A 19,935-nucleotide genomic window follows, 5' to 3' on the forward strand; every position below is an offset into this window, starting at 1 on the left:
CGTATCGGGGGAGGCACGTGCATGCCAGGCTTTTGGCGCTCTTACTCGCAACGTCGACGACCCCAGGCTTGCTCCGTTTGGGGTCGGCCGGCACGTACCCGACCAATGATCCAGTTCTCTTTTGACGCAAAGGAACGACCATGAGCGTAACGAGCGATTTTTCGGGTTCTCCGCAAACCTGGATCATGACGCACCGGTTCGTCACCCCCACCGCCAGCTATATCGGCGCGGCCGGCGCGTTGGCGACGGGCAATGGCAGTTTCCGCTTCGAAGACGCTGGCGCGGGCGGCGGTGGCAATCTGTTGAAACCGGCGGGATGGAAAGACCTGCTGGATTACTTCAACGCCTTCTACCTTGGCGCCACGCCCAACCAGAACAACAACATCGCGCTGTCGAACCAGAATTCGCTGTTCCTCACCGCCGACTTGTCCGGCTGCCAATTCCTGGCCTACGGCCCGGATCGCAACAACCTCACGGTGGAACACAACAACTTCTTCGCGGGCGGCAATGCAGCCTACGTGGCGCGTTACAACCTGATCCAAGGCGCCGGCCACGCCGTGTTTATCGCGCTTCGCCCGTCCGCCATCGCCACCCAGCAGGCGGATGAGTATTACATCATCGAAGGCGCCAACATCATTGGTGTAAAGAAAGCAGACGGCTGGCACTTTTATGCGAGAACCCGCACCGACCGAGCGTTTGGCCCGACGCGGGAGCTGTAAATCGGGGAAACGCAGAAACGGCGATCGGTTCACTCTCCGTGCCCGGAAAGTGGACCGCCAGCACCATCCAGTGCCGCCTACTTCGCAAGCTTCCCATACAACGCGGGATTGGCCTTCTCCAGCACGCCATAGGGGATAACCGCCCAATCCGTGTCGCTTTGGCACCCTTCCTGCGCGTGATTGAAGCTTGGGTACAACTCCAACCCGTCGTCGGTCAACCAATAGGTGACGAGGTTCCACACCTGGGGATCGGAGTAATCGCAGGCATCCTCATCCGTCGGCTTGCTCATTTCCTTGGGATGCCACTGAGTCAGCAGATGCACGACCGTCGGCGCAAATACCTTGTCCTGGTAATCCATATCCGCATCGGAGTCTTTCTTTGGCTTCGCGCCCTTGCCGAGCCACCACAGATCGTTGAGCGACAGCTCCTGGCCGGTCCGGGTATCAAAGGTGATGCCGTAGACGCCCGCATTGGGGTGCGCAGCCCCCTCGCAAGACCACGACGCGGAGATCATCGCGCTCAAAAACTGGCTATCGACGCGTTCCAGCGTGACCTCGCTGGGAGTCTGCCCCATTCCGGCGCAGCCCAGTGAAGCCAAGGCGTTATTAAACTGCTCAGCTTCCAGTTGGGTATTGATCGCCGTCATGGCTGCCTGGGGCCAGCCGGCCACCAGGCGGAACAGGCGTTCTCCCGAGCGCGGTTCCAGATACCACTGGATGGTGTAGCCGCCATCGAAAGTTTCTTTTTTCTGCGGGGCCAGCTGCAGGCCGGCAAGCCGCAAGCGGTTGTAATCGCCGCCCGCCAGCAGCTTTCCAGCATCATCCGCCTCCAGCTTCAAATCCGGGCGCGGCTCAGGCACGGAACCGGACGGCACCAGCTCCAGCACAACCGGCAATGTCTTGCCCTTGGCGCTGGTGTAAGTGCCCGTCAGGTGAGTGCCGTCCCGATGCAGCTGCATCTGGTTGGCGGTGCGGTCGCCGTCGTCATCCAGCCCTTCGAAAAGCTGATAATCGTGGCCTTTTACGGAACCGCGCAAAACGATGTCGCGCTTGTACTTCTCGTAAAAGTAGTTGCCCCAACTCGCTTCGGCGTACAGGCTCATCACCACCGCTGCCTGGCCGATGGTGCCCTTGAAAACATCCGGTTTCGCGTCGTCGTCGGCAAAGGCCAGGCTCTGCGCAAAGAGACACAGCGCGAGCAGCATGCCGATGACTGTCCATTTCAAGCGCATGGTTATTCCCCTGATCCGCTGATCATCGCAAATACCGTATTGGGCGTGAGCGCTGGTCAATTATCCGTCGTATCTTCGAGCTTGATCTGGTCGCCGATCGCTCGGTTGATGCCCAGGCTGTCGCGTTGCTTATCGCTCATGCGCTTGCCCGAAGTATCCAGAATGCTGTCCCAGTTGCCTGATTCGTCGTCTGCATTGCACTGGGGACGCTCCGGACTAGGGGTGCAGGTATACGCCAGGAAAATATAGTGCTTCCCGCTGGCCGTTTTCAGGCAGGTCCAGCCCAGTATGACGCTGTCCAACGCAGTTCCCTGCGGATAATAGGCCAGGTGCAACGGCTTGCTTTCCAGCGCGAGCGAAACCGGGGTTGGATGAGCGGCGCTTTTCAGGGTGATGCTTTGCGCGGTCCAAGCCACGCTGGTCACATCGGGCGGCAGCGCGTAATCGGTTTTGATGCTCAGCTGCGCATCCCCGCAGCTGAGGCTTTTCTCGACGTGATGAATGGCGAGCGGCGGCGGCGGCGGATCGGCCAGCGCGATGCCCATGGCCAGCGCGCAAAATCCCGCCGTCAACGTGGTATGCAGTTTTCGCATGATCTTTCCCTTCACGAGCCGTCTGTATTTCTGCGACGCCCGGCAGGCGTCGCCGTTTCATCTGTTTCGATTACTTCTTTGCGCATTCCGTGACGTAGCGGTCGAACCGTGCCTTGGCGTCGACGGCGCTGATGTGGGATTGCGAGGCTCCCGGCAACGAGGACCATTGGCCTTTCAGCTTTTTATAGGCTTCATCGAGATTTCCAGCTTCGACATCGTCCAGGGCACCCTCGCTGGCGATGATCCATACCGCCAATTTGTCCTGCTGCGCGGGAGTGAAGTCGGAGACGACGCCTCGCTTCTTCGCTCCACTCCAGGTCCCGTACGTTATCTGGTAGGCACCTGCCGGGGTATGCGGGTTCTTCTTTTTTATGTCGCTCTTGTCATAAACCCGGATATTGGGGTGCTCTTTGGTATCGGTGAAACGGCCGCCTCCGTATACGACGTAATATACGCCGTCGTCTTCCCTGCGATGTTCGCAATAGCGTATCAATCTCAAAAACGCTTTGACGTTGGTGTTATCAAGATCACTCTGCGAAATGGTGACGGTCACATCTACACTCCTGTGTTGAATTGATTTTCACGACCGCCATCTGGCAGCCATGCCGAATTCCCGTTTATCCGTTGAAGTTGTCGCGGTCTGTGCCGCTCTCGTCTCTACCGCCGTGGGTAGGCAACGCCCAATGAGCACGCGCAGGCCGCAGCTTCCGATTCTGCCTTTGCAGCCGGATGGCTCCCGGCGTGGGTTTCCCGGCACGCTGGTGCCAGCAAGAGAAGATGGCGCCTGGGTCGATATCGCGATGAAGGGATGGCCGCCTTGCCGACCGGCTGCGGCGCAATGCGCAAGGCTTCGCGCCACTGCGCTTGACGAATCCCGCCAAAGCCCCCCTGCTCCTGTCATGCATGCTGCTTGCCGCTCCTTGAAAAGCCGTCTCTAGCCCCGTTCGCCGCCTTCCCTGTTCCCTGCAGCCTGGCGACCAGCCTCGTGCAGGCGTGGGTCGTCAGGGCACATTGTAGCGTGAGACATGCCCCGCTCCGCCAGCGGGAAGGCGCGCAAAAAAAAGCCAGCCGCATCGGTTCGCCTTTCCTTACAATCCGGCACCGCGTCCGAATCCGGACGTCCGTGGTTTGTCCGCGGACGGCAACCAGGATCAACCCACAGCGGCAAACCTTTGAATTGAACGGATTCCACCGCGACTCTACGCTTGGCACGTGAGTTGCTAAATCCTGTTCAACGCCCTGTCGCTGTGCGAACAGGGTTATCCGGATCTACCTGCCACCAACGATCGCCTGCGCAGCATGGTCTCGGCGGATGGCTTGCTTACCACCAGGAGAGTTTCCTTGATCAAGTTTCGCGTACCTGTTCTTTGCCTGTTTGCGCTGATGACAGGGGGGACCTCCCTTGCCGCGGTGTCTGCCACCGCACCTGCCGGCGCGTCCAGCACGGCCGCATCAGCGCAAAGCAAAACGCCCATGATGTCGCGCGACGACGTCACGCGCATACTGGACAGCAATCGCAAGATCGTTTCGCCCCAGGGTATCGACGAGAAAATCAAGGTGCGTATCGGGGGCATCGATCAGTGGCTGTCGATCCGCGGCAAGGATCGCCGCAATCCCATCCTGCTGTTCCTGCATGGCGGTCCGGCTTCGCCGGCGATGCCCGAAGCGTATACGTTCCAGACCCCGTGGGAGGACTACTTCACCGTCGTGCAATGGGACCAGCGCGGCGCCGGCAAAACCTATCGGGCCAATACCGAAGAGGCGATGGCGCCGGGCATGAGCATCGACGGCATGACCAACGACGCAGCCGAAGTGGTGCAGTACCTCCGCCAGCGTTATGGCAAGAGCAAGATTTTCCTGCTTGGCCATTCCTGGGGCACGGTCTTGGGCGTGACGCTGGCACAACGGCATCCTGACTGGTTTTACGCCTATATCTCGGTCGGTCAGGTCGTGAACGGCCGACACAACGAAGAGGCGGGCTATGCCTTCGCCCTGCAACACGCCAAGGCGGAAGGCAACGCCGAGGCCGTGCGCGAACTGGAATCGATTGCCCCCTACCCCGGCAACAGCATTGGCCTGAAGGCGATCGGTATACGCAGCAAGTGGGAGATGTATTACGGTGCCCTCGCCTACGGTCGCCACGACTACAAGTTCGAAGACGATGCTGAAGAGCTGTCGCCCGACTACAGCGAAGAAGACCTCGACGCCATCGGCAAAGGCGCGGTGTTTTCATTCAAGTACCTTGCCAAGCCGCTATTGGCCGTCGATTTCGACAACGTGACGCACTTCGGCTGCCCGGTCATCGTGTTCGTGGGCCAACATGACTACACCACGTCGTACGAGCTGACCGAGCAGTGGTTCGCGAAGATCCAGGCTCCCTCCAAACACCTGGTGGTATTTGCCGATTCGGCGCACATGATCATGCAGGACCAGCCGGGCCGGTTCCTCGTGCATCTGGTGACCGATGCGCTGCCGCTGGCACAGAAAGCCGGCGACGCGGCGCCGGCGGAAGTTGCGCGCGATCAATAAAGATGGGAATGGGCGCGAGGAATGGCGGCAACCGCCATTCCTCGCAGCAAGGCAGCGAATAGTTGTAAGCCACTTGCAAGGGTTTGCAGAAAACCCCGTGCAATAATCCTTCCGCCACAAGAAAGCAGTAACGTGCAACCCAGAGAAACCAAACCTGCTTGAGCATTAAACCGAAGGAGAGGTTTGTGAAAGACAGAAAGGACGTCTTCCTTGTTCTAGTCTCGTTGGCTTGCGTTTTCTCCGCAGGCTTCGCATTGGCCGATACCGTGGACGGCCGTGTTGCAAGCTATTCGAAGGTGACTCAACTGCTGCCCGGCTCGCCAGCCTATGGCACGTGGTCCCATTGGATCGTCGAGGCGTTGAATAACGGCCCCATCGGGGTCGACTATACGAATGGTGTCGCCGTCCACAGGCATTTCGACAGTTCCGCGGTGGGACTCGTCACCGTCGAAACCAGGTTCGGGGAAACGGTCGACTCAGCAAAAGGGACGCCCGCTGCCGGCGGACATGGCGCGCGATTCCATCCATCCGCTCCGCTTCCCGCAACGGGAAAACCGGGCCAAACCGTCACCATTACCGATGTGACGCACCGATTCCACGTGTCCTGGACGTTTACGTGGAGAACCATTGGCGGCGGCGATGGCGGCTGGGAGCAAACGGCAGGCTCTTTCCGCGATTGTGGCGCTGACGCCGATAAGCAGGCGAGCGTCACCTGCGCGCCGCTGTAGTTCACCCGAAGCAAAAGAAACCGCAGACCGCCAACTTGCAGCATTCTGCCGTTGGCGCTGCCGCAGACCTGCCCCCCGCGCTGAACTCAGCTCAATTCGCCACGATGCGCTCAAGTGCGACGATAGCCTCGGCCACGCCATTTTCCATCTGCATGGTTTCGCCCAATACGTGAGCGCGCTGCCGCACTTCAGGCTTTGCCGCAAAATCGAGCGCCCTGCCAAATGCGTCGGCGTTTGGCTTTCGCCCATCCACGGCGGCCGGCGCAACGCCTGCCAGGCGCAATCGCTCGGCCCAAAAGAATTGATCGCCAGCGAACGGCGTGACGATGGCAGGCACCCCCGCTCGCGCGGCGGAATGCGTAGTGCCGGAGCCGCCATGATGAATAACCGCGGCGGTGCGCGGAAACAGCCAGTCGTGCGGCGTGTCGCCAATAGCGAAGAAGTGGCCCGGGAGAGCTTGCGGATCGATACCGCTCCAGCCGGCATGAAAAAGCACGCGCCGACCGTTCGTCGCCGCAGCCAGCGCATCCAGCAGACGCGCGTTATCGAAACCGGTCATGCTGCCGAAGCCGATGTAGATCGGCGCTTCCCCTTGCGCGAGGAAGTTCGCCAATGCGGCCGGCGGTTCCCAGCTGTGGCTTGGCGTTTGCCATTGTCCACACAGATGCGCATTCGCCGGCCAATCGGCGATGGCGGGCAAAAGCTGGGGCGAAATCCCATACACCATGGGCTGCTCCGTCCACACGGCCTTGCGTGGCGGCAGCTTGAATGTCGCGCGCGCTGCATTGGTCTTGTCACGGAAAGCCTTCCAGAGCATCGCGTTCACGAAGCGCTGGCTGGAGCGATTGAGCACGCGAGGCACCCATTGCGGCGGCAGGAACGGTGATGGAAACGCAGCCGTCGGCGTGATGGGAATCATCCCCGAGCCGATGCCCGTGATGCCCAGATACTCGGCGGCGGAAAACCCCACGAACGCGGCCAATCCCGCCACCAGGATCGCATCGCAGCCTTCGCCTGCCTCAATGATGGTGCGCAGCCAGGAGTCGGCATTCCCGTTGGCGATCTTCGCCAATGCGCGTGCGGTGTCGTTGAAGCCCCCGCCCTTGGCCACCACGCCGGCAATGGCGCGATCCGGATGGAGCGTGCCGCGAATATCCCCCGCCAAAGCCGTCGTCGGCACGCCAAGCGCGTTGGCGCTGCCTAGCGTGGCCGCATCGGCGAGCAGTCGCGCCTCATGTCCGGCGTCCATCAAACCGCGGCATAGCGCGGCAAACGGGCGCGCGTCACCTTCAGTGCCATACGTAGCTACGAGGAACTTCATGGGCGCTTCTTTGTGGTGGGGATCGTGGCCGGATTTTCTCCAGCAAGGCATTTTCCGATCGTTTGCGCCGCTTTGCCACAAACCAGTAGCACTGTTGCTTCGACTCGCCCGCGAGTAGCGACGTGAACGCCCACCTTCGTGCCGGCAGTTACTCCGACCTGAGCAAAGTGGGGCCGGATTAATCCCGCCCCGCTTTTTCCGCTGAACCGACGCTACGATCGCAAGGGTTTCAACGCCGCGCAAATATACTGAAATACATCCAGGTCGATATCCAGGCGCTTGGCCAACGTGGGAGCTTCTTTTTCCAATGCCTCGTTCAAGGCGCCCTTCATGGCCTGGCTCGCCGCTGCATCCTCTGCAGGCGTGATGCCGCGTACGACGTCAAGCCAGCGATGCGCGAGCGCTTGCACATCCGCCTCCCTGGGATCTCTTTTCTCCTTTAGTGCCTTGGCGAAGGCCGGAATCATCGGGCGCCACGCTTCTTTCATTTCCTTGATTCGTTCGGGGCCGATTTCCTGGCGGCGCTTGCGCAGGAAAGCTTGCTGTTCGTCGGTAAAATACTGTTCCATCATGATGGATGCCTCGATGCTGGATAGAAGTGTTTCCGCGTCGATCATGCCTCCACGCTCTGCCGTGTTCGCCACGGCTTCGATACGTTCAAGCAATTTGCTCTGGCGCATGATCACCTCCCGCAATCGGACGATCTGCTGCCGCAATACCGCATCCAGGCTCGGCGCAGCGTCGGCCAGGCATTGACGGATTTCCGCAAGGGAAAATCCCAGCGCCTTCAGCGCGAGAACGTGCTGCAAGCGCCGCAGCTCGGCCGCCTCATACAACCGATAGCCCTTTTCGCTGCGCCGCGCCGGCAATAACAGACCCTCCGCCTCATAGTGGTGAAGCGTGCGCACGGTTATGCCGGTTCGGCGGGCGACTTGAGTGACGGTATACGACTTCATATTCAGTCCGATAACGGGTGCGCGCAGGTTCCTGCCTGACGCGGCGTCAGGGTCAAGCACTTTCTTTGCTGGCCTGGTTCAAGCGCGGGATTCGTACGTCAGCGGAGCCTGCCCTGCCTTGATGCACGTACACAGGGATGGCGATGGACAACGAGCAATCCGCAGTATTCCCTGATACGTGGACGGGCACTCCGCCGACTGGCCCGCGCTAGATCGGCAACCGATGATAACCCTCTCATCAACTATCAGGGTTTTGGTTTACACAGTGGCCGAACGGAAAATCAGCCTCTCTCACGTCGCCTTTTATCGAAGCTGGCTCAATGGCTTATCGTTGCGCGACGCCGCCGACCTGTACTTGGAGACCGGGGATGACCTGCGTCTGGCAGCCGGCACCATGACGTGGATACAGGATACGTTTCGCCGCGCCGCGTTGCGCCACGGCCGATACGGCGACGCTCGATTGATCAGAATCCGACTGAGCGATCATCGCACCTCGCAATCGTTTCCTGCCGACGTGCCGACGCTGGATGAATTCCGCGCCCGGGCAGACCCCGACAATTTCTACAGCGACGACGAACTGCTGACTCGATACCGTGCGGCCTATCCCTCGGCGTTCGATGCCCGAACCCGTCGACAGGCAGCGCTGATAGCACGTCAGGCCGCCACCTTGGCGTGGCTGGAGGAACTGCTGGTCACCGAACCTGCGCCGACCGATACGCTAGACGAATGGCTCGACGCAAACCTGATCTCACGCTTGCTCAAGGGCGGCGTGACGACAGCAGGCGAGCTGGTGGCGCGCATGGCCGATCGAGGCTATTACTGGTGGGGCGCCATACCGGGATTGGGGCGGAGCAAGGGAGCTCGTCTCGTTCACTGGGTGCAGATGTTTCCAAACAGCTTGGGCGCGCTGCCGGCGTCTGTACTGTCCCCGCCACGGAGCCTGCCAGCCCGGATCCGGTCGGTGCCCGCGCAGCATGAAGCGAACGAGGCGGTGATCGTGCCACTGGGGGCGGTTCGCGAGCCCGTGTGCCCGAGAGCGTACGACGCAACGCCGTCCCCCATCGATGTAAACGATGATCGCGCAGCGATCAACGCATGGCTTGATGCGCGGGCCGGGGGCGCGACGACTCGCCGCGCGTACCGTAAGGAAGCCGAGCGCCTGTTGATGTTCGGCCTGAACGAGCGAAAGAAGCGACTCGACCAGCTTACGGTTGAGGATTGCACCGCATATCGCGACTTTTTGTTGGGCTTGGGCCGCACGCCCGTGCAGGACTGGCCGTTCCGCGTCGCGCAGGCGGAATGGTGCTCGCCACGCCACATTCCGCGCCACGCAGTGGCGTGGCGACCGTTTGAGGGAGCGCTCTCGGCCCGCTCGGTGCTGTATGCATTGAGTGTCGTTCGCAGCCTGTTTAGCTGGTTGGCGGCTGTTGCTTATGTTGCACGAGATCCATGGCCGGCCGTTGCCACACCAAGCACGCTGCCGGTCTCCGCATCCGATGTCGAGTTGGCCCGAAAGCTGACATCGGCCGCATGGACCCATCTGCAGGAAGCAGTGGCAGCCATGCCCTCACCATCGCGCGAACGTGCCGATGCACTCCTGTGGCTGGTGGTGGTGATCGGATTGCGGCGAACTGAGCTGGCCCATGCGACTACCGACAAGCTCTACACCCAACCGCAACAGGGAGGCGGCATGCGCTGGGTACTGGCGGTACCAGGCAAGGGACGCAAATATCGCCCCGTGCCGTTGCCCACGCCAGTGATGGACCGCCTCATTGCCTGGTGGCGAGTGCGAGGCGCAGCAAAGACCGACTCGAAAACCATGCGGGTAGGCAAACCCTTGGTGGGCCGCCTTGACGGACGAAAATCGAGTCCGTCGGGTGTGGCGCAACTGGTCAAGACATTGTTTGCCCGTGGACTGGTGGCATGCCGCGCAGCGGATGACTGGGAGGCCGCCGGCGTGCTGGCGAAAGCGAGCACCTACTGGTTGCGACATACCACCGGCGAAACGCTGGCCGAAGCGGGCATGCTGCCTGCGCAAATCCAGCGGCAGCTCAGGCGTGCCGGCCAGGCCTTCGCGCCAAAGCATGCACCGGGTCAGCAGGAAGGGATGAATAAGGGCATTGCGCAAGCACTTGAAGATCAAACCGAATCGGATTCACCTCTCGAGTAGCAAGTTGAACCTGCGCCAGCTCCGTTTTCCAACCTATTTACGCGAAACCGCCGCGGATAACCGCGGCGGCTTAGTTATCCGGAACTGCCATGGCAGTTCCAGATAAGTAAATCCACTTACGATCAGGGCGTATCCGGCCAATCGTTGATAGCGTGGCCAGAGCGCATGGAGTTGAACGTTCCCTTCTTGGTCATCAGGTCCATCTCGTCCTTCGAGACTTCGTTGGCCATCATGCGTGCAAAGGGACGTACGATCTCAATATCTTCATTATTCATGAGAAATATCCTCCAGTTTGCTTTGATGACAAGCGGCCATCACGCTTCTTGCTTGCGCAAAAAACGTTCCGGTGCAAAGAGCACCGTGCTGGCACGACCGAGGGGTAACACCTTGCTGCCCGTTCCACGTTAGTGCATCAGCCCTATGGAGAACGAGTGCCTTCCCTGTCTGCAAGCGGATGCCTGGGATACTTGCGCCGGCTATGTGAAGGCTTTGTCAAAACCGGAAACAAAGCCTCGTTTTCCCTGTCCCGCATCCCTCCCTGTCGCCGAACACCTGGCCAAGCCCCTCGAGGAACGCACTTTTTCACAAGCACAAAATGAAGTAGCGTGACGCCTTCGTTTTAGTGGGATCGGTTTGGCGCAACAACGGACCGCGCCGATGCCAGCGTGCACGTGAAGTGCCGTTTCCAAGGAGGAGAAACGTGGCGTTTAATCTGGGAAGGAACCCCTCTGGCCCGTCCGGTCCGAACGTATTGGACTTGAGGATGCGAGCCAAGCAGACCGCAAAGAGACTTGCCGCTCGTGGAGCCGGCAATGAAGTCGTTGCCAAAGAGAACACGCTTGAGCCGCTCTATGAGAATGGCTTCACGGCGACGGCGACCACGAAACAATTAATGGTCGATACCGAAAGAACGGCTCGTCAAAAACTGAAACGAGATGAGGTTCGCCCTCTCCACTCGGCAAGTAAACCTGGCGCCGTGCCTACCCCTTTTTGAACTTCAAGTTCTTTTAAGGCGTCAGGCTGGTGCGCCTTATCATCAGCCACATTACATGGAGTACGTCATGCATAAAGCAACCCTGGCACTTGCCGTAGCATTCCTCTCTGTCTCCGCCATGGCATTCAGCCAGTCCACCGACAAGCCCGCAACCCGCGCAACGACCGATCAATTGGCTTGCGGTGGCCCGATGTGCTGCGATACCGATCCTCGTTGCTGGGATTCCCCAGGCGCTTGCCGGTGCGTGGAAGTGAAAATCGACGCAGACAAGTCGTCTTTCATGACGGCCGCCGTGATCAAGAAGAACAACGAAGCCCTGCAAAGCTGACGGCTGCATTGTTGACCCAGGGAGGGATCTTCGGATCCCTTCTTGCAAAAGTTCGATCAAGGCAACACGGAGGAAAGCGGACCCAGGCTCACTTCCTGGGCAGAGAAAGTGGACCTGGAACCGTTTTTTTCTGAACCGTTTTTATCGGCCACGCAACGAAAAAGCGGATCAGGATGAGCAATACCGCGTTTCCAGCAAAGGGCAAGCCGCCCCACAATAACGGTTCGCTGACGCCGGCGGAAACGGGCTACCGCGCTAAATGGAGCGTGTCGAAAAAAGCAGAGATTTATATAGTGTGCGGATACAGCCGCACCAACAAGACCATCACCGCGCATGCGCCCGGTGCATCCCTTTGCAAGGGAACGCAATCGCCACCTGCCACGTTTTGCAACTAGAGCGCGATACTCGCCTCAGCACCCCGCTGAACCCTCGCACCTGTTGGCCCGAGGGCACCGCATACTCCCTCAAGCAGCACCGAGCGCCGCTGACTCAGCCCCATTTCTTCTTGGCGCTATTGAGCAGCTCACACACCTCTTCGGCCGGACGACTGAAGTTGTTGGGCAATGCCCCTTGCATGCCCGTCATGGCTTGCGCCACCTGGCGCCCGGCGCGGAGCTTGTTATAGGAGTCCGAAAATTCTATGGCGATCATTTTCGTTCGCGAATACCCGGTTCGGACGTAGTCCACGTAGAAGCCGTTTACTTCGCTCCAGGCAAGTTTCATGGGCTTGAACGGACCCTTCATCTGAATGCCTTGCCGATCGATTCTTAGCTCGCCCGCTCCGGGTGTGAGCATGTAGATCGAAACCGGAATGCCCAGTCCGAAGAACAGGATGCACACCCATCCAATCAACGCGTTTTCGCCGGTCCTGACGCTGAAAATGCCGCACGCCACGAAGGCCAGTGCGCCGAGCAGCAACAGCACCGCTTTCTTTTTGCTCGTAGCTAAAACAATGATTTCGTCATCCATGCGTATTCCCCCTGGAATGGGGTCGCGCAACAGGCCCGCCCCCCTGCTTACTTTATTTTAAAAAAGCTTGGTGAATCCAAAACTCACCGAGTTATCGTGCAGTCGGCTGCCGAACAACCCCTGGTAATCCGCATACAGGCTCCAGGAAGCGCCAGCTTCCGCCGTGATGCGTGGGTCGCACCTATGCCCCCTGCCTGCCCGGCGGCCACCGGCTAGGATACGTACGTTGGGCCATCCCAACCGTCGAGGTATTTTGGCAAATCATCCAAGACATCAACGACACGCTGTCTATAGAACAAGTGCATCGTCGGGCTCAAGCTCGGCTCGAGCGCCCCATCCGTAGCACGGGCGAGCAAAACATTCGGAACCACACGCATGCCGAGCCGATTGGTGCCGAACACAACTTCGCCGCAAACGTCGCAGAACGTTTTCGTCAGTTGTTTTTCTGGATGTTTGAATGTCTGCCCCAAACCATCGCTAATACGTACCGCATCAGACTCCCACGCCGTTGCAGAAAAGATGTGCGTCCCGTAAAAACTCCTGCACGACGAACAATGGCAGTTAGCACGCGCGACTGGACTACCGTGCAGGTCCAGGGAAGTCTTCCCACATAGGCACATAGCACGAAGTGACATCGTTATCTCGGTAGCGGAATATCGGGTACGCATTGTACTGTGCTGCCGGCGTGCAATCGTCACGCTTTAATTCGCCAAGTGCTTTTGTTACCGCGTGTAATCGTTAATGCGCCGACATCGGTAGCTGATTGAAGCCACCACTGCCAAGCCCTGCGATACGCGCAAGCGGGCCGTGCCGCGCGCAGACAGCTCTCCGAAGTGGCAGCGATATGCGTAAACCGCCGCGATTTTGATCCCCATTTCATTTATCCTCGTGCTCAGGCGCTATTCCAACCAAGGCTAGCCTGCGCTCAATGGACAACTGGCCACGCAACATCAAGGAGGATGCCATGCCGTATTTTGCGGATGTGAAAAGGACGGTATCGTCGTTGTCGACCAGCGGAAAGGAAGGCGCCCAGCCCCAGACTACCCGCCTCAGCCTCGCACGATTTTTTAATCGGCCACGCAACGAAAAAGTGGACCAGGGCGAGCCATACCATGTCGTCCAATAAACGGTTTGCTGCGCTTCTGATCCTGGGTTTGTCCGGCGCATCGTGCGCCGCTTCGCCGCATCGCTTCGAATGCCCTGCTGTACTGACTGACGGCAAAACCACGCACGCATTTGCCCAGATCGAGCTATTTGACAAGCCCCCGCAAAATAACGGTTCGCTGATGCCGGCCGAAACGGACTACGGCGTCAAATGGAGCGTCTCGGAAAACGCAGACATCTATATGGTGTGTGGATACAGCGGCACGGACAAGACCATCACCGTGCATGCGCCTGGCGTATCCCTTTGCAAGGGAACGCAATCGCCACTCGCCGCATTTTGCGACTAGAGTCAACCCTCGCTTCGGCTCGCCGCTGAAGCTCTGGCGCCGTTCCATTGCCCCCCCGTGCGGGGACTGCCCTGGTTTTCAAGCATCCGTAAAATAAGGCCCCTCCACCCCAGGCCGCTTAACAAATTGGCCTGCCTTGGTGGTCCAATCGGCATGGCTCGTGCCTGCGACCCGTGAATAGAGAGTAGAGTGGGCCCTCTCTCCTATCCTGTTGGCCATCAAATGAGCGACACCACCAAACCCCTGACGGCTGCCGCCATTCACTCTATTTACTCGGGGGGAAAAGTCTCGCTGAGCTCGGCGGAGCCCCAAGCGTTCGGCAAAATAAGCCGTTTCGCACGCGAATCCTCCCATTCCGGGCAGGCCCCTCAGGACCCGAAGGTCGCCAACAAGCCCCCTAAACGCGGCTGGTGATGCCCCGGGCTTGATGCCCCGAAAGCCGGATACCCCCAATAATCTCGGCATTTGGCCGCGATGATCGCCCCCGGCTACTCGCGATTTGCCATTTGGGTCGATGACGTATATCGTGCGCGAGCTGAGTTTCAAGGGCCATCGCGATTTGTCGCCCGATGCTGTAGGTCCTAGTTGCACTACACCGTTGCACCCGCTTTCTCCTTGCGACCAGCCTAATCCGCCGTTGAGCGGCTTCACTCGTAACAAGGAAAAGATCATGCCCCAGCAAGAAACCGGCACTGTAAAGTGGTTCAACGACGCCAAGGGTTTCGGCTTTATCAGCCGTGACCAGGGTGGCGAAGACCTGTTTGTGCATTTCCGTGAGATCCAGTCCCAGGGCTTCAAGAGCCTGGCCGAGGGTCAGAAGGTCTCCTTCAACGTCACCCAGGGCCAGAAGGGCCTGCAGGCGTCGCAAGTTCAGGTGATCTGAAGCGGCTCACCCGCTTCAACGACAAGGAGCCCGGCATAAAGCCGGGCTTCTTGCATATTGGGCCAGCGTATTTTGCGAGGGGGCAGCGTGAGATGGCCCGGGTGGCTCTTGCCACCTGCCCTACCGCTGCTTGCTTCGCTCGATGGTTACCGCAAAGCCGTCGAGCAGTGTCGTCAACCCGAATTCAAAGAAATCGTCGAGTCGCAGGTCGTAACCATCGCCAAAGCTCGTGATCAACGCGGTGAAAGTCGGGTACGCCCCGGAAGCCATCAAGCGAGAGAGCGGCACAGACTGCGTCTCCATCCATGCTTCCTCAGACAAGCCGGTTGTGGCCTCTGCATGGGCTTCCCGCTCTATGTGGATAGCCACCCCGTGTACGTAGCTGTAAAGCAGCACGTGCAAATGTAGACTGATTGCCTGCGTCAGGCCGCACCGGTCAAGCGCAGCCAACACGGCCTCAGCATGCGCCATGAGATTGGGCAAGAGGAGCGGCCGCGTAAGCGAGTTGATGTGCGTCAGCCACGGATGCTTCCGATAAAGGGTCCATAGCGTGCGCGCTTCGGCATCAATTTGCGTTCGCCAATCTCCGTCGGATTTTTGGGACGGCGGCAACTCGCCGTACGCGGCATCCGCCATCATCAGCACCAAAGATTCCTTACTCTTGACGAACCGGTAAGTCGACATGGTGGCGACGCCCAGGCGCGCGGCTACGCTGCGCATTGAGAGAGCAGCCAGGCCCTCTTTGTCGGCGATCTCAATCGCGGCCCCGACGATTTTGCGTTGCGACAGATGTTGCTGAGAAGCGGGAGCTTCATGCACTTGCCGGCGTGACGGCGGCTTGGCAATAACGGCCACGGTCGTGGCACTGCGCGCCCGCGCCTCAATCAGGCCCTCATGTCGAAGTACCGCCAGGGCTTTGGTTGCCGTGGCCAAGGCGACCTTCCATTGCCGAGCCAACTGTCGCGTGGAAGGCAACCGGTCACCTCCGCGTAGATCGCCACCCACGATCTGTCTCCTAAGCGCCGCGGCGATCTTCAAGTAAGGCGATTCAGTCACGCTGTTTCTCTCGCATCTGTTCTAGTACAGATTGGCTGTACCAACGGATTTGCCTTAGCCCATTAGATAGATTGTGCGAGCATGGCCGTCTGCTCATGCTTTGTGTACATCGTACATGGATAAAGACTAGAGCATGAAGGTACTTATTTCCGGAGCCGGTGTTGCCGGGCCTGCGTTGGCTTTCTGGCTTAACCACGCGGGGTTTCAGGTCACCCTGGTTGAGCAAGCCGACCACCTCCGGTCAGGAGGCCAGGCCGTGGACATCCGTGGCGCCGCCCTAGAGGTGGTGGAACGCATGGGTATTGGTGCAAAGGTTGCGCAAGCGCGCACCCGAATGAAGGGCATGACGGTCTTTGATGGCAATGGCACGGAGATTCATCGCTCAACCAGCATGGTGTTGACGAGCGGACGGCTGGATAGCGGCGATATCGAACTGCTGCGTGAAGACCTCGCTCGGATTCTCTACGAGCACACGCGCGATAAGGTGGAATACGTTTTTGCCGATAAGATCCGTGCGATCGACGAGCAGCCAGATGGCATGCACGTGCGTTTCGAGCGCTCTGCCCCGCGTGTGTTCGATCTGATCATTGGTGCTGACGGCTTGCACTCGAACGTCCGCTCGCTCGCGTTCGGCCCGGAAGAACCGTATCTGACGTCACTGAAAATGCAGATTGCCATCTTCAGCACTGACAATTTTCTCGGCCTGGACAACTGGCAGATATGGTTGCGCGATAGTCAGGCGGGATATGGGGTTTATCCCGTGCGAAATAATCGGGAACTGCGAGTGACCTTGGGCTTTGGTGAGGGGGATATAGAGCAAGGCCCTCTTGATATTTCGTCGCAAAAGCGACGCGTAGCAGCCCGACTGTCCCATCTCGGCGGTGAGACACCAAGGCTTCTAGAAGCCATGTGGCACGCGGACGACTTCTATACCGAAGTGGCAGCCCAGATACAGATGCCTCATTGGACGAAAGGGCGAATAGCGTTGGTAGGCGATGCCGCCTATTGTGCATCACCTCTATCTGGGCAAGGAACGAGTTTGGCTCTGGTCGGGGCCTTTGTCCTGGCCAACGAACTTGCCAAGCAGCCAATGAATTACCGCGAAGCCTTCGCCCGATATGAGGAGCGGATGCGTCCTTTCGTCAAGCAAAATCAGGCACTAGCGACTGAAAAACCAGGCGAGCCTGCATCGGCAGCGTCCATTGACGCAGCGAAGAGCGCCATAGAACTCCCGGCAGTGTTTCCCTGAGTAGCCGTTCGCACCAAACGCCTTTATCCATACTATTGTGGATAAATCAATGGGCCAGGGAATCAGGTATCCTGATTGGACATTCGCGCCGTCAAAACTCGGGAAAATCAAGGTACTAATCGTGCCCGCTCTCAATCGCCCCCCCATAAGTAACAAGGCCCTCCGACACAGGGGCTGCGTTGCAATTTGGCAGTAACATCGCGCGCAGGACCGAAGTCCAAAAAAGGGGCGGGTATGTATCTAACCTTTGCGCTTGTGGCCGCAGGGCTTGCATTCGCGCTCTATCCAAGCGGCGCAATGAACGCGCCGCTTTCACAGCTCACCTGGATCAAGATTTGCCTTTTAGTCTTCTCCGGCTTGCTTTGGCTTGCTGCGTTCAAGAGCTTGCTTCGGTCATTCAAGAAAGACCGCTTATGGCCATGGCGGTGGGAAAGCTGGCGCGACCCGGCAACGTTTCTGATCCGATATACCTTGGCGGCCTTTACTATGTTTGCCGCTAACTATGTCGGCGACAACCTGCATCTAACCGGATGGCTACTGTGGTCGGTGCAAGGCCTCGGAATGTTTTGCGCCCTGTGGGTTGTGACTAGAGATGAATTACGAATCAAGTCGCCCGAAGAGAAGGCACGAGCGCGAGCTGCGGCAAGACAGCAGCCCAACAATATGGATTAGGAAACAAAAAGGGCCCAGGTTCACTTCCTCAGCGAAGAAAGTGAACCTGAGCCCGTTTCCGTTTGGAACAGGAAACTACCTTAGAGCGCCTTACACCACGATGAGTGTTCGGTCTCTGCCAACTTAAAGATTCGTTGGGTTACTCCAACCCTTCCTACTACTTGCCCATCTTGGCTGACTTCGTCGACGACCAGGCCGCACTGCTGAATGCCGTCACGAGTGACTACGTTTGCGATATAACGGCGGCCGCTACTTGGCGTGAATGTAGCCATCCCCGTGCATAGGTGATTGACGATGTTCGACCCCGAGAGTTGAGCTCCAGTGCCTACGCTGATGGAAATCGTGACCGGTTCGCCGCCCTTTACGTTGATCCATTTCGGTGCACCCGCGATGCCACCATAAACCCACTTTCGACCCGAACACGTTTCAGAATGGTCGTATATCTGCCCAACACTCGAATAGCTGGAACTGTTTGATAAAAAAACGGCGGCGGTATCACTACCTTCGGGCAGCGATTGATAAACAGGCGGAAGGCACGACGACAACAGAAGGCAGGAAGCAACGATTCCGACCACGTTTACTAACTTCATGTCATAGCTCCAAAGGTCGAGAAGGCATGGACGATTTCTTATCTCAATCAACGATCTGGATCTTTGATGCCTACCATTCCGGTATACGGATTCAAAACGAGGCCAGGTTGAGCTACCCCCGATTTCTCGGCCTTGAAAAGTGCTCCGACATGTTTTGCGTTTTCGCTGCAGGAAGAGCGCTTTAACCACTTTTCAACTCCAATGATGACCAAAGGAGCTTCGGCAGCCAGACTCTTATATACCTTCATTGCCCTCCCCCTTCAGTCTGGAAGGGGCGCGACGGTAAAGAACGTGTCGCTGCCAAAATAGAGCAGTGCGTTTAGTGACGAATGCAAATAGCATTACACCAACCCCGATGACCATCATCGTTGAGCCGCCACTAGGATCTGTGGCATCGGGCCAAACCATTTTGTAGGCACCAAACGCTAAGAAAAAAGCCGCCATCGCCAAAAGAAGCCACGTACGAAGGCGGATGTACTTCGCACGCCTCTCTATCTTCGATTCGCGCACTTCCTCTTCGCGCTTCATCTCTTCAACCACGACAGCCTTGAACGGAGCGAGATCAGGTATTCCTCGACTTGCAAGGATTTGCATCAGAATGACCTTAGCCTCGGGCATCAGCTCCGTGGTGAGAGCAATTTCGACGAGCTCATCGTTACTCATTCGCTCGTATCTGTCGCGAAACGTTTCCATCTGATTGCAACTCCTCAGATCGGTGACCGACATCTCGGGGTATGACACATCATCCAGGTTGCCGAGCGCTCGCCGGCCCCATGAATCAATGCTTGGCGGCGGCCTTGTTGATTTCGTCAAGGTGAGCCTGATTCTCGCTCATGGTCGGGAGTCCCATTCCCTGTCGCTCAGCATCAGAAATCACGCTTGCATCTGCCTGATACATCTCATATTTGCCCGTGGCTTGGTCTTTAATGAACTGTGTTCCGTACCATTGCGGGCGATTTCGCTTTAGCATGATTCGGTCCCAAGCGTCCGCCTCCAACTGTTTAGCTTGTTGATTCTTATCATCCATGTTCACAGCAGTGACAGCGAACGCATAAGCCTGCTCAATATCCTTTAGATCTTCGCCATGCTGAAAAATGATGGATGCATTGAAATAGTCTCGTGCCGTCCGAATGCCACCATCAGCAAGGATTTTCTCAACCTCTCGTTTGCGTTCGGCGTCTTTCCCGGCAACAACGTCCCAATTGATTTTTCCGGTCCCCGGCATTCGGTCAGCCTGGTCTTGTTGCTCAAGTTTTGCCAATGCCTGATTGTCTGCGGTCGTTGCGAAGATAGATTGCGACCATAGAGCGAGAAAAATGATTAAAGAGAAGATTGAGATTTTGAAACTCGTCGAACTGATCATTAAGATAATTCCCTTTCGAAGCTCGTTCGCTTCCATTTGTACATCTCTCCGTTGATGTCGGCTTCGGGTCGGAAGCAGACATCCGCCACTTCAGCTAAATTGCGTTGGAGACAGCCACTTTGACGATATGTC

The 19,935-nt window shown here is 58.2% G+C and carries 23 protein-coding genes; 11 read left to right on the forward strand and 12 right to left on the reverse strand.

The genetic code is table 11. From position 1 onward, the window contains the following. Positions 1 to 140: 140 nt before the first annotated feature. Positions 141 to 719: a hypothetical protein gene (locus ISS99_RS17050; protein WP_204632831.1), complete on the forward strand. Its 579-nt coding sequence runs from the start codon at positions 141 to 143 to the stop codon at positions 717 to 719. 77 nt (positions 720 to 796) lie between these two features. On the opposite strand, the gene ISS99_RS17055 is transcribed toward ISS99_RS17050, so the two are convergent. From ISS99_RS17055 to ISS99_RS17065, 3 genes are all read right to left on the reverse strand, one after another. Next, positions 797 to 1,951: a hypothetical protein gene (locus ISS99_RS17055; protein WP_204632832.1), complete on the reverse strand. Its 1,155-nt coding sequence runs from the start codon at positions 1,949 to 1,951 to the stop codon at positions 797 to 799. Positions 1,952 to 2,007: 56 nt separating this feature from the next. Beyond that, positions 2,008 to 2,544: a hypothetical protein gene (locus ISS99_RS17060; RefSeq protein ID WP_204632833.1), complete on the reverse strand. Its 537-nt coding sequence runs from the start codon at positions 2,542 to 2,544 to the stop codon at positions 2,008 to 2,010. A 70-nt stretch (positions 2,545 to 2,614) separates the two neighbouring features. Then, positions 2,615 to 3,097, reverse strand: coding sequence for a lysozyme family protein (locus ISS99_RS17065; RefSeq protein ID WP_204632834.1), 483 nt, complete (start codon positions 3,095 to 3,097; stop codon positions 2,615 to 2,617). 788 nt (positions 3,098 to 3,885) lie between these two features. On the opposite strand from ISS99_RS17065, the gene ISS99_RS17070 reads away from it, so the two are divergent. Further along, a complete protein-coding gene (locus ISS99_RS17070) occupies positions 3,886 to 5,073 on the forward strand; it encodes an alpha/beta fold hydrolase (protein ID WP_239538152.1) in 1,188 nt (395 codons plus the stop codon). Between the two features lie 185 nt (positions 5,074 to 5,258). Further along, entirely contained in the window at positions 5,259 to 5,801 is a 543-nt protein-coding gene (locus ISS99_RS17075; protein WP_204632835.1) for a hypothetical protein, read from the forward strand. Positions 5,802 to 5,892: 91 nt separating this feature from the next. Here the strand turns inward: ISS99_RS17075 and ISS99_RS17080 are convergent, their stop codons facing one another. Both ISS99_RS17080 and ISS99_RS17085 read right to left on the reverse strand, forming a co-directional pair. Then, the gene (locus tag ISS99_RS17080; RefSeq protein WP_204632836.1) at positions 5,893 to 7,122 is read right to left on the reverse strand and encodes a glycosyltransferase; all 1,230 of its coding nucleotides are present in this window, start codon (positions 7,120 to 7,122) and stop codon (positions 5,893 to 5,895) included. 212 nt (positions 7,123 to 7,334) lie between these two features. After that, positions 7,335 to 8,078, reverse strand: a complete 744-nt coding sequence (locus tag ISS99_RS17085) for a MerR family transcriptional regulator (protein ID WP_204632837.1) — start codon at positions 8,076 to 8,078, stop codon at positions 7,335 to 7,337. Positions 8,079 to 8,343: 265 nt separating this feature from the next. Here ISS99_RS17085 and ISS99_RS17090 point away from each other — a divergent pair, with 265 nt between their 5' ends. Beyond that, positions 8,344 to 10,248, forward strand: a complete 1,905-nt coding sequence (locus tag ISS99_RS17090) for a phage integrase family protein (RefSeq protein WP_204632838.1) — start codon at positions 8,344 to 8,346, stop codon at positions 10,246 to 10,248. A 122-nt stretch (positions 10,249 to 10,370) separates the two neighbouring features. On the opposite strand, the gene ISS99_RS17095 is transcribed toward ISS99_RS17090, so the two are convergent. Then, on the reverse strand, positions 10,371 to 10,523 hold the full coding sequence (locus ISS99_RS17095; RefSeq protein ID WP_204632839.1) for a hypothetical protein: 153 nt from the start codon (positions 10,521 to 10,523) through the stop codon (positions 10,371 to 10,373). Positions 10,524 to 10,948: 425 nt separating this feature from the next. Between ISS99_RS17095 and ISS99_RS17100 the strand changes: the two genes are divergently transcribed. From ISS99_RS17100 to ISS99_RS17110, 3 genes are all read left to right on the forward strand, one after another. Next, a complete protein-coding gene (locus ISS99_RS17100; protein ID WP_204632840.1) occupies positions 10,949 to 11,242 on the forward strand; it encodes a hypothetical protein in 294 nt (97 codons plus the stop codon). Positions 11,243 to 11,309: 67 nt separating this feature from the next. After that, positions 11,310 to 11,570 carry a hypothetical protein gene (locus ISS99_RS17105; RefSeq protein WP_204632841.1) on the forward strand — a complete coding sequence of 87 codons (261 nt, stop codon included), beginning with the start codon at positions 11,310 to 11,312 and terminating at the stop codon, positions 11,568 to 11,570. 173 nt (positions 11,571 to 11,743) lie between these two features. Further along, on the forward strand, positions 11,744 to 11,965 hold the full coding sequence (locus ISS99_RS17110; RefSeq protein ID WP_204632842.1) for an STY0301 family protein: 222 nt from the start codon (positions 11,744 to 11,746) through the stop codon (positions 11,963 to 11,965). 94 nt (positions 11,966 to 12,059) lie between these two features. On the opposite strand, the gene ISS99_RS17115 is transcribed toward ISS99_RS17110, so the two are convergent. Both ISS99_RS17115 and ISS99_RS17120 read right to left on the reverse strand, forming a co-directional pair. Further along, positions 12,060 to 12,539, reverse strand: a complete 480-nt coding sequence (locus ISS99_RS17115; protein ID WP_204632843.1) for an STM3941 family protein — start codon at positions 12,537 to 12,539, stop codon at positions 12,060 to 12,062. A 212-nt stretch (positions 12,540 to 12,751) separates the two neighbouring features. Beyond that, the gene (locus ISS99_RS17120) at positions 12,752 to 13,207 is read right to left on the reverse strand and encodes a GFA family protein (RefSeq protein ID WP_338081595.1); all 456 of its coding nucleotides are present in this window, start codon (positions 13,205 to 13,207) and stop codon (positions 12,752 to 12,754) included. A gap of 444 nt (positions 13,208 to 13,651) precedes the next feature. On the opposite strand from ISS99_RS17120, the gene ISS99_RS17125 reads away from it, so the two are divergent. Together ISS99_RS17125 and ISS99_RS17130 are read left to right on the forward strand one after the other, a co-directional pair. After that, positions 13,652 to 13,990: an STY0301 family protein gene (locus ISS99_RS17125; protein ID WP_204632845.1), complete on the forward strand. Its 339-nt coding sequence runs from the start codon at positions 13,652 to 13,654 to the stop codon at positions 13,988 to 13,990. A 670-nt stretch (positions 13,991 to 14,660) separates the two neighbouring features. Continuing rightward, a complete protein-coding gene (locus ISS99_RS17130) occupies positions 14,661 to 14,873 on the forward strand; it encodes a cold-shock protein (RefSeq protein ID WP_204632846.1) in 213 nt (70 codons plus the stop codon). Positions 14,874 to 14,993: 120 nt separating this feature from the next. Here the strand turns inward: ISS99_RS17130 and ISS99_RS17135 are convergent, their stop codons facing one another. Then, complete coding sequence (locus ISS99_RS17135) at positions 14,994 to 15,929, reverse strand: TetR/AcrR family transcriptional regulator C-terminal domain-containing protein (RefSeq protein ID WP_204632847.1); 936 nt, start codon at positions 15,927 to 15,929, stop codon at positions 14,994 to 14,996. 133 nt (positions 15,930 to 16,062) lie between these two features. Here ISS99_RS17135 and ISS99_RS17140 point away from each other — a divergent pair, with 133 nt between their 5' ends. Continuing rightward, complete coding sequence (locus ISS99_RS17140; protein ID WP_204632848.1) at positions 16,063 to 17,178, forward strand: FAD-dependent monooxygenase; 1,116 nt, start codon at positions 16,063 to 16,065, stop codon at positions 17,176 to 17,178. Between the two features lie 234 nt (positions 17,179 to 17,412). Beyond that, the gene (locus ISS99_RS17145) at positions 17,413 to 17,850 is read left to right on the forward strand and encodes a hypothetical protein (RefSeq protein ID WP_204632849.1); all 438 of its coding nucleotides are present in this window, start codon (positions 17,413 to 17,415) and stop codon (positions 17,848 to 17,850) included. A gap of 80 nt (positions 17,851 to 17,930) precedes the next feature. Here the strand turns inward: ISS99_RS17145 and ISS99_RS17150 are convergent, their stop codons facing one another. The 3 genes from ISS99_RS17150 to ISS99_RS17160 all read right to left on the reverse strand — a co-directional run bounded on the left by ISS99_RS17150 (position 17,931) and on the right by ISS99_RS17160 (position 19,839). Beyond that, positions 17,931 to 18,440, reverse strand: coding sequence for a hypothetical protein (locus tag ISS99_RS17150; protein ID WP_204632850.1), 510 nt, complete (start codon positions 18,438 to 18,440; stop codon positions 17,931 to 17,933). Between the two features lie 234 nt (positions 18,441 to 18,674). Further along, the gene (locus ISS99_RS17155) at positions 18,675 to 19,133 is read right to left on the reverse strand and encodes a hypothetical protein (protein WP_204632851.1); all 459 of its coding nucleotides are present in this window, start codon (positions 19,131 to 19,133) and stop codon (positions 18,675 to 18,677) included. Between the two features lie 85 nt (positions 19,134 to 19,218). Beyond that, complete coding sequence (locus tag ISS99_RS17160) at positions 19,219 to 19,839, reverse strand: hypothetical protein (protein ID WP_204632852.1); 621 nt, start codon at positions 19,837 to 19,839, stop codon at positions 19,219 to 19,221. Positions 19,840 to 19,935: the final 96 nt, after the last annotated feature.

It is taken from the genome of Dyella mobilis, from assembly GCF_016904945.1.
GTDB classification, from domain to species: domain Bacteria; phylum Pseudomonadota; class Gammaproteobacteria; order Xanthomonadales; family Rhodanobacteraceae; genus Dyella_B; species Dyella_B mobilis.

Excerpts from the sequence above, each read along its gene's own strand:
- ISS99_RS17050 (WP_204632831.1), top strand. The coding sequence starts at position 141 with ATGAGCGTAACGAGCGATTTTTCGGGTTCTCCGCAAACCTGGATCATG.
- ISS99_RS17055 (WP_204632832.1), bottom strand. The coding sequence starts at position 1,951 with ATGCGCTTGAAATGGACAGTCATCGGCATGCTGCTCGCGCTGTGTCTC.
- ISS99_RS17060 (WP_204632833.1), bottom strand. The coding sequence starts at position 2,544 with ATGCGAAAACTGCATACCACGTTGACGGCGGGATTTTGCGCGCTGGCC.
- ISS99_RS17080 (WP_204632836.1), bottom strand. The coding sequence starts at position 7,122 with ATGAAGTTCCTCGTAGCTACGTATGGCACTGAAGGTGACGCGCGCCCG.
- ISS99_RS17085 (WP_204632837.1), bottom strand. The coding sequence starts at position 8,078 with ATGAAGTCGTATACCGTCACTCAAGTCGCCCGCCGAACCGGCATAACC.
- ISS99_RS17095 (WP_204632839.1), bottom strand. The coding sequence starts at position 10,523 with ATGAATAATGAAGATATTGAGATCGTACGTCCCTTTGCACGCATGATG.
- ISS99_RS17105 (WP_204632841.1), top strand. The coding sequence starts at position 11,310 with ATGCATAAAGCAACCCTGGCACTTGCCGTAGCATTCCTCTCTGTCTCC.
- ISS99_RS17110 (WP_204632842.1), top strand. The coding sequence starts at position 11,744 with ATGAGCAATACCGCGTTTCCAGCAAAGGGCAAGCCGCCCCACAATAAC.
- ISS99_RS17115 (WP_204632843.1), bottom strand. The coding sequence starts at position 12,539 with ATGGATGACGAAATCATTGTTTTAGCTACGAGCAAAAAGAAAGCGGTG.
- ISS99_RS17120 (WP_338081595.1), bottom strand. The coding sequence starts at position 13,207 with ATGCGTACCCGATATTCCGCTACCGAGATAACGATGTCACTTCGTGCT.
- ISS99_RS17125 (WP_204632845.1), top strand. The coding sequence starts at position 13,652 with ATGTCGTCCAATAAACGGTTTGCTGCGCTTCTGATCCTGGGTTTGTCC.
- ISS99_RS17130 (WP_204632846.1), top strand. The coding sequence starts at position 14,661 with ATGCCCCAGCAAGAAACCGGCACTGTAAAGTGGTTCAACGACGCCAAG.
- ISS99_RS17140 (WP_204632848.1), top strand. The coding sequence starts at position 16,063 with ATGAAGGTACTTATTTCCGGAGCCGGTGTTGCCGGGCCTGCGTTGGCT.
- ISS99_RS17145 (WP_204632849.1), top strand. The coding sequence starts at position 17,413 with ATGTATCTAACCTTTGCGCTTGTGGCCGCAGGGCTTGCATTCGCGCTC.
- ISS99_RS17150 (WP_204632850.1), bottom strand. The coding sequence starts at position 18,440 with ATGAAGTTAGTAAACGTGGTCGGAATCGTTGCTTCCTGCCTTCTGTTG.
- ISS99_RS17155 (WP_204632851.1), bottom strand. The coding sequence starts at position 19,133 with ATGGAAACGTTTCGCGACAGATACGAGCGAATGAGTAACGATGAGCTC.
- ISS99_RS17160 (WP_204632852.1), bottom strand. The coding sequence starts at position 19,839 with ATGGAAGCGAACGAGCTTCGAAAGGGAATTATCTTAATGATCAGTTCG.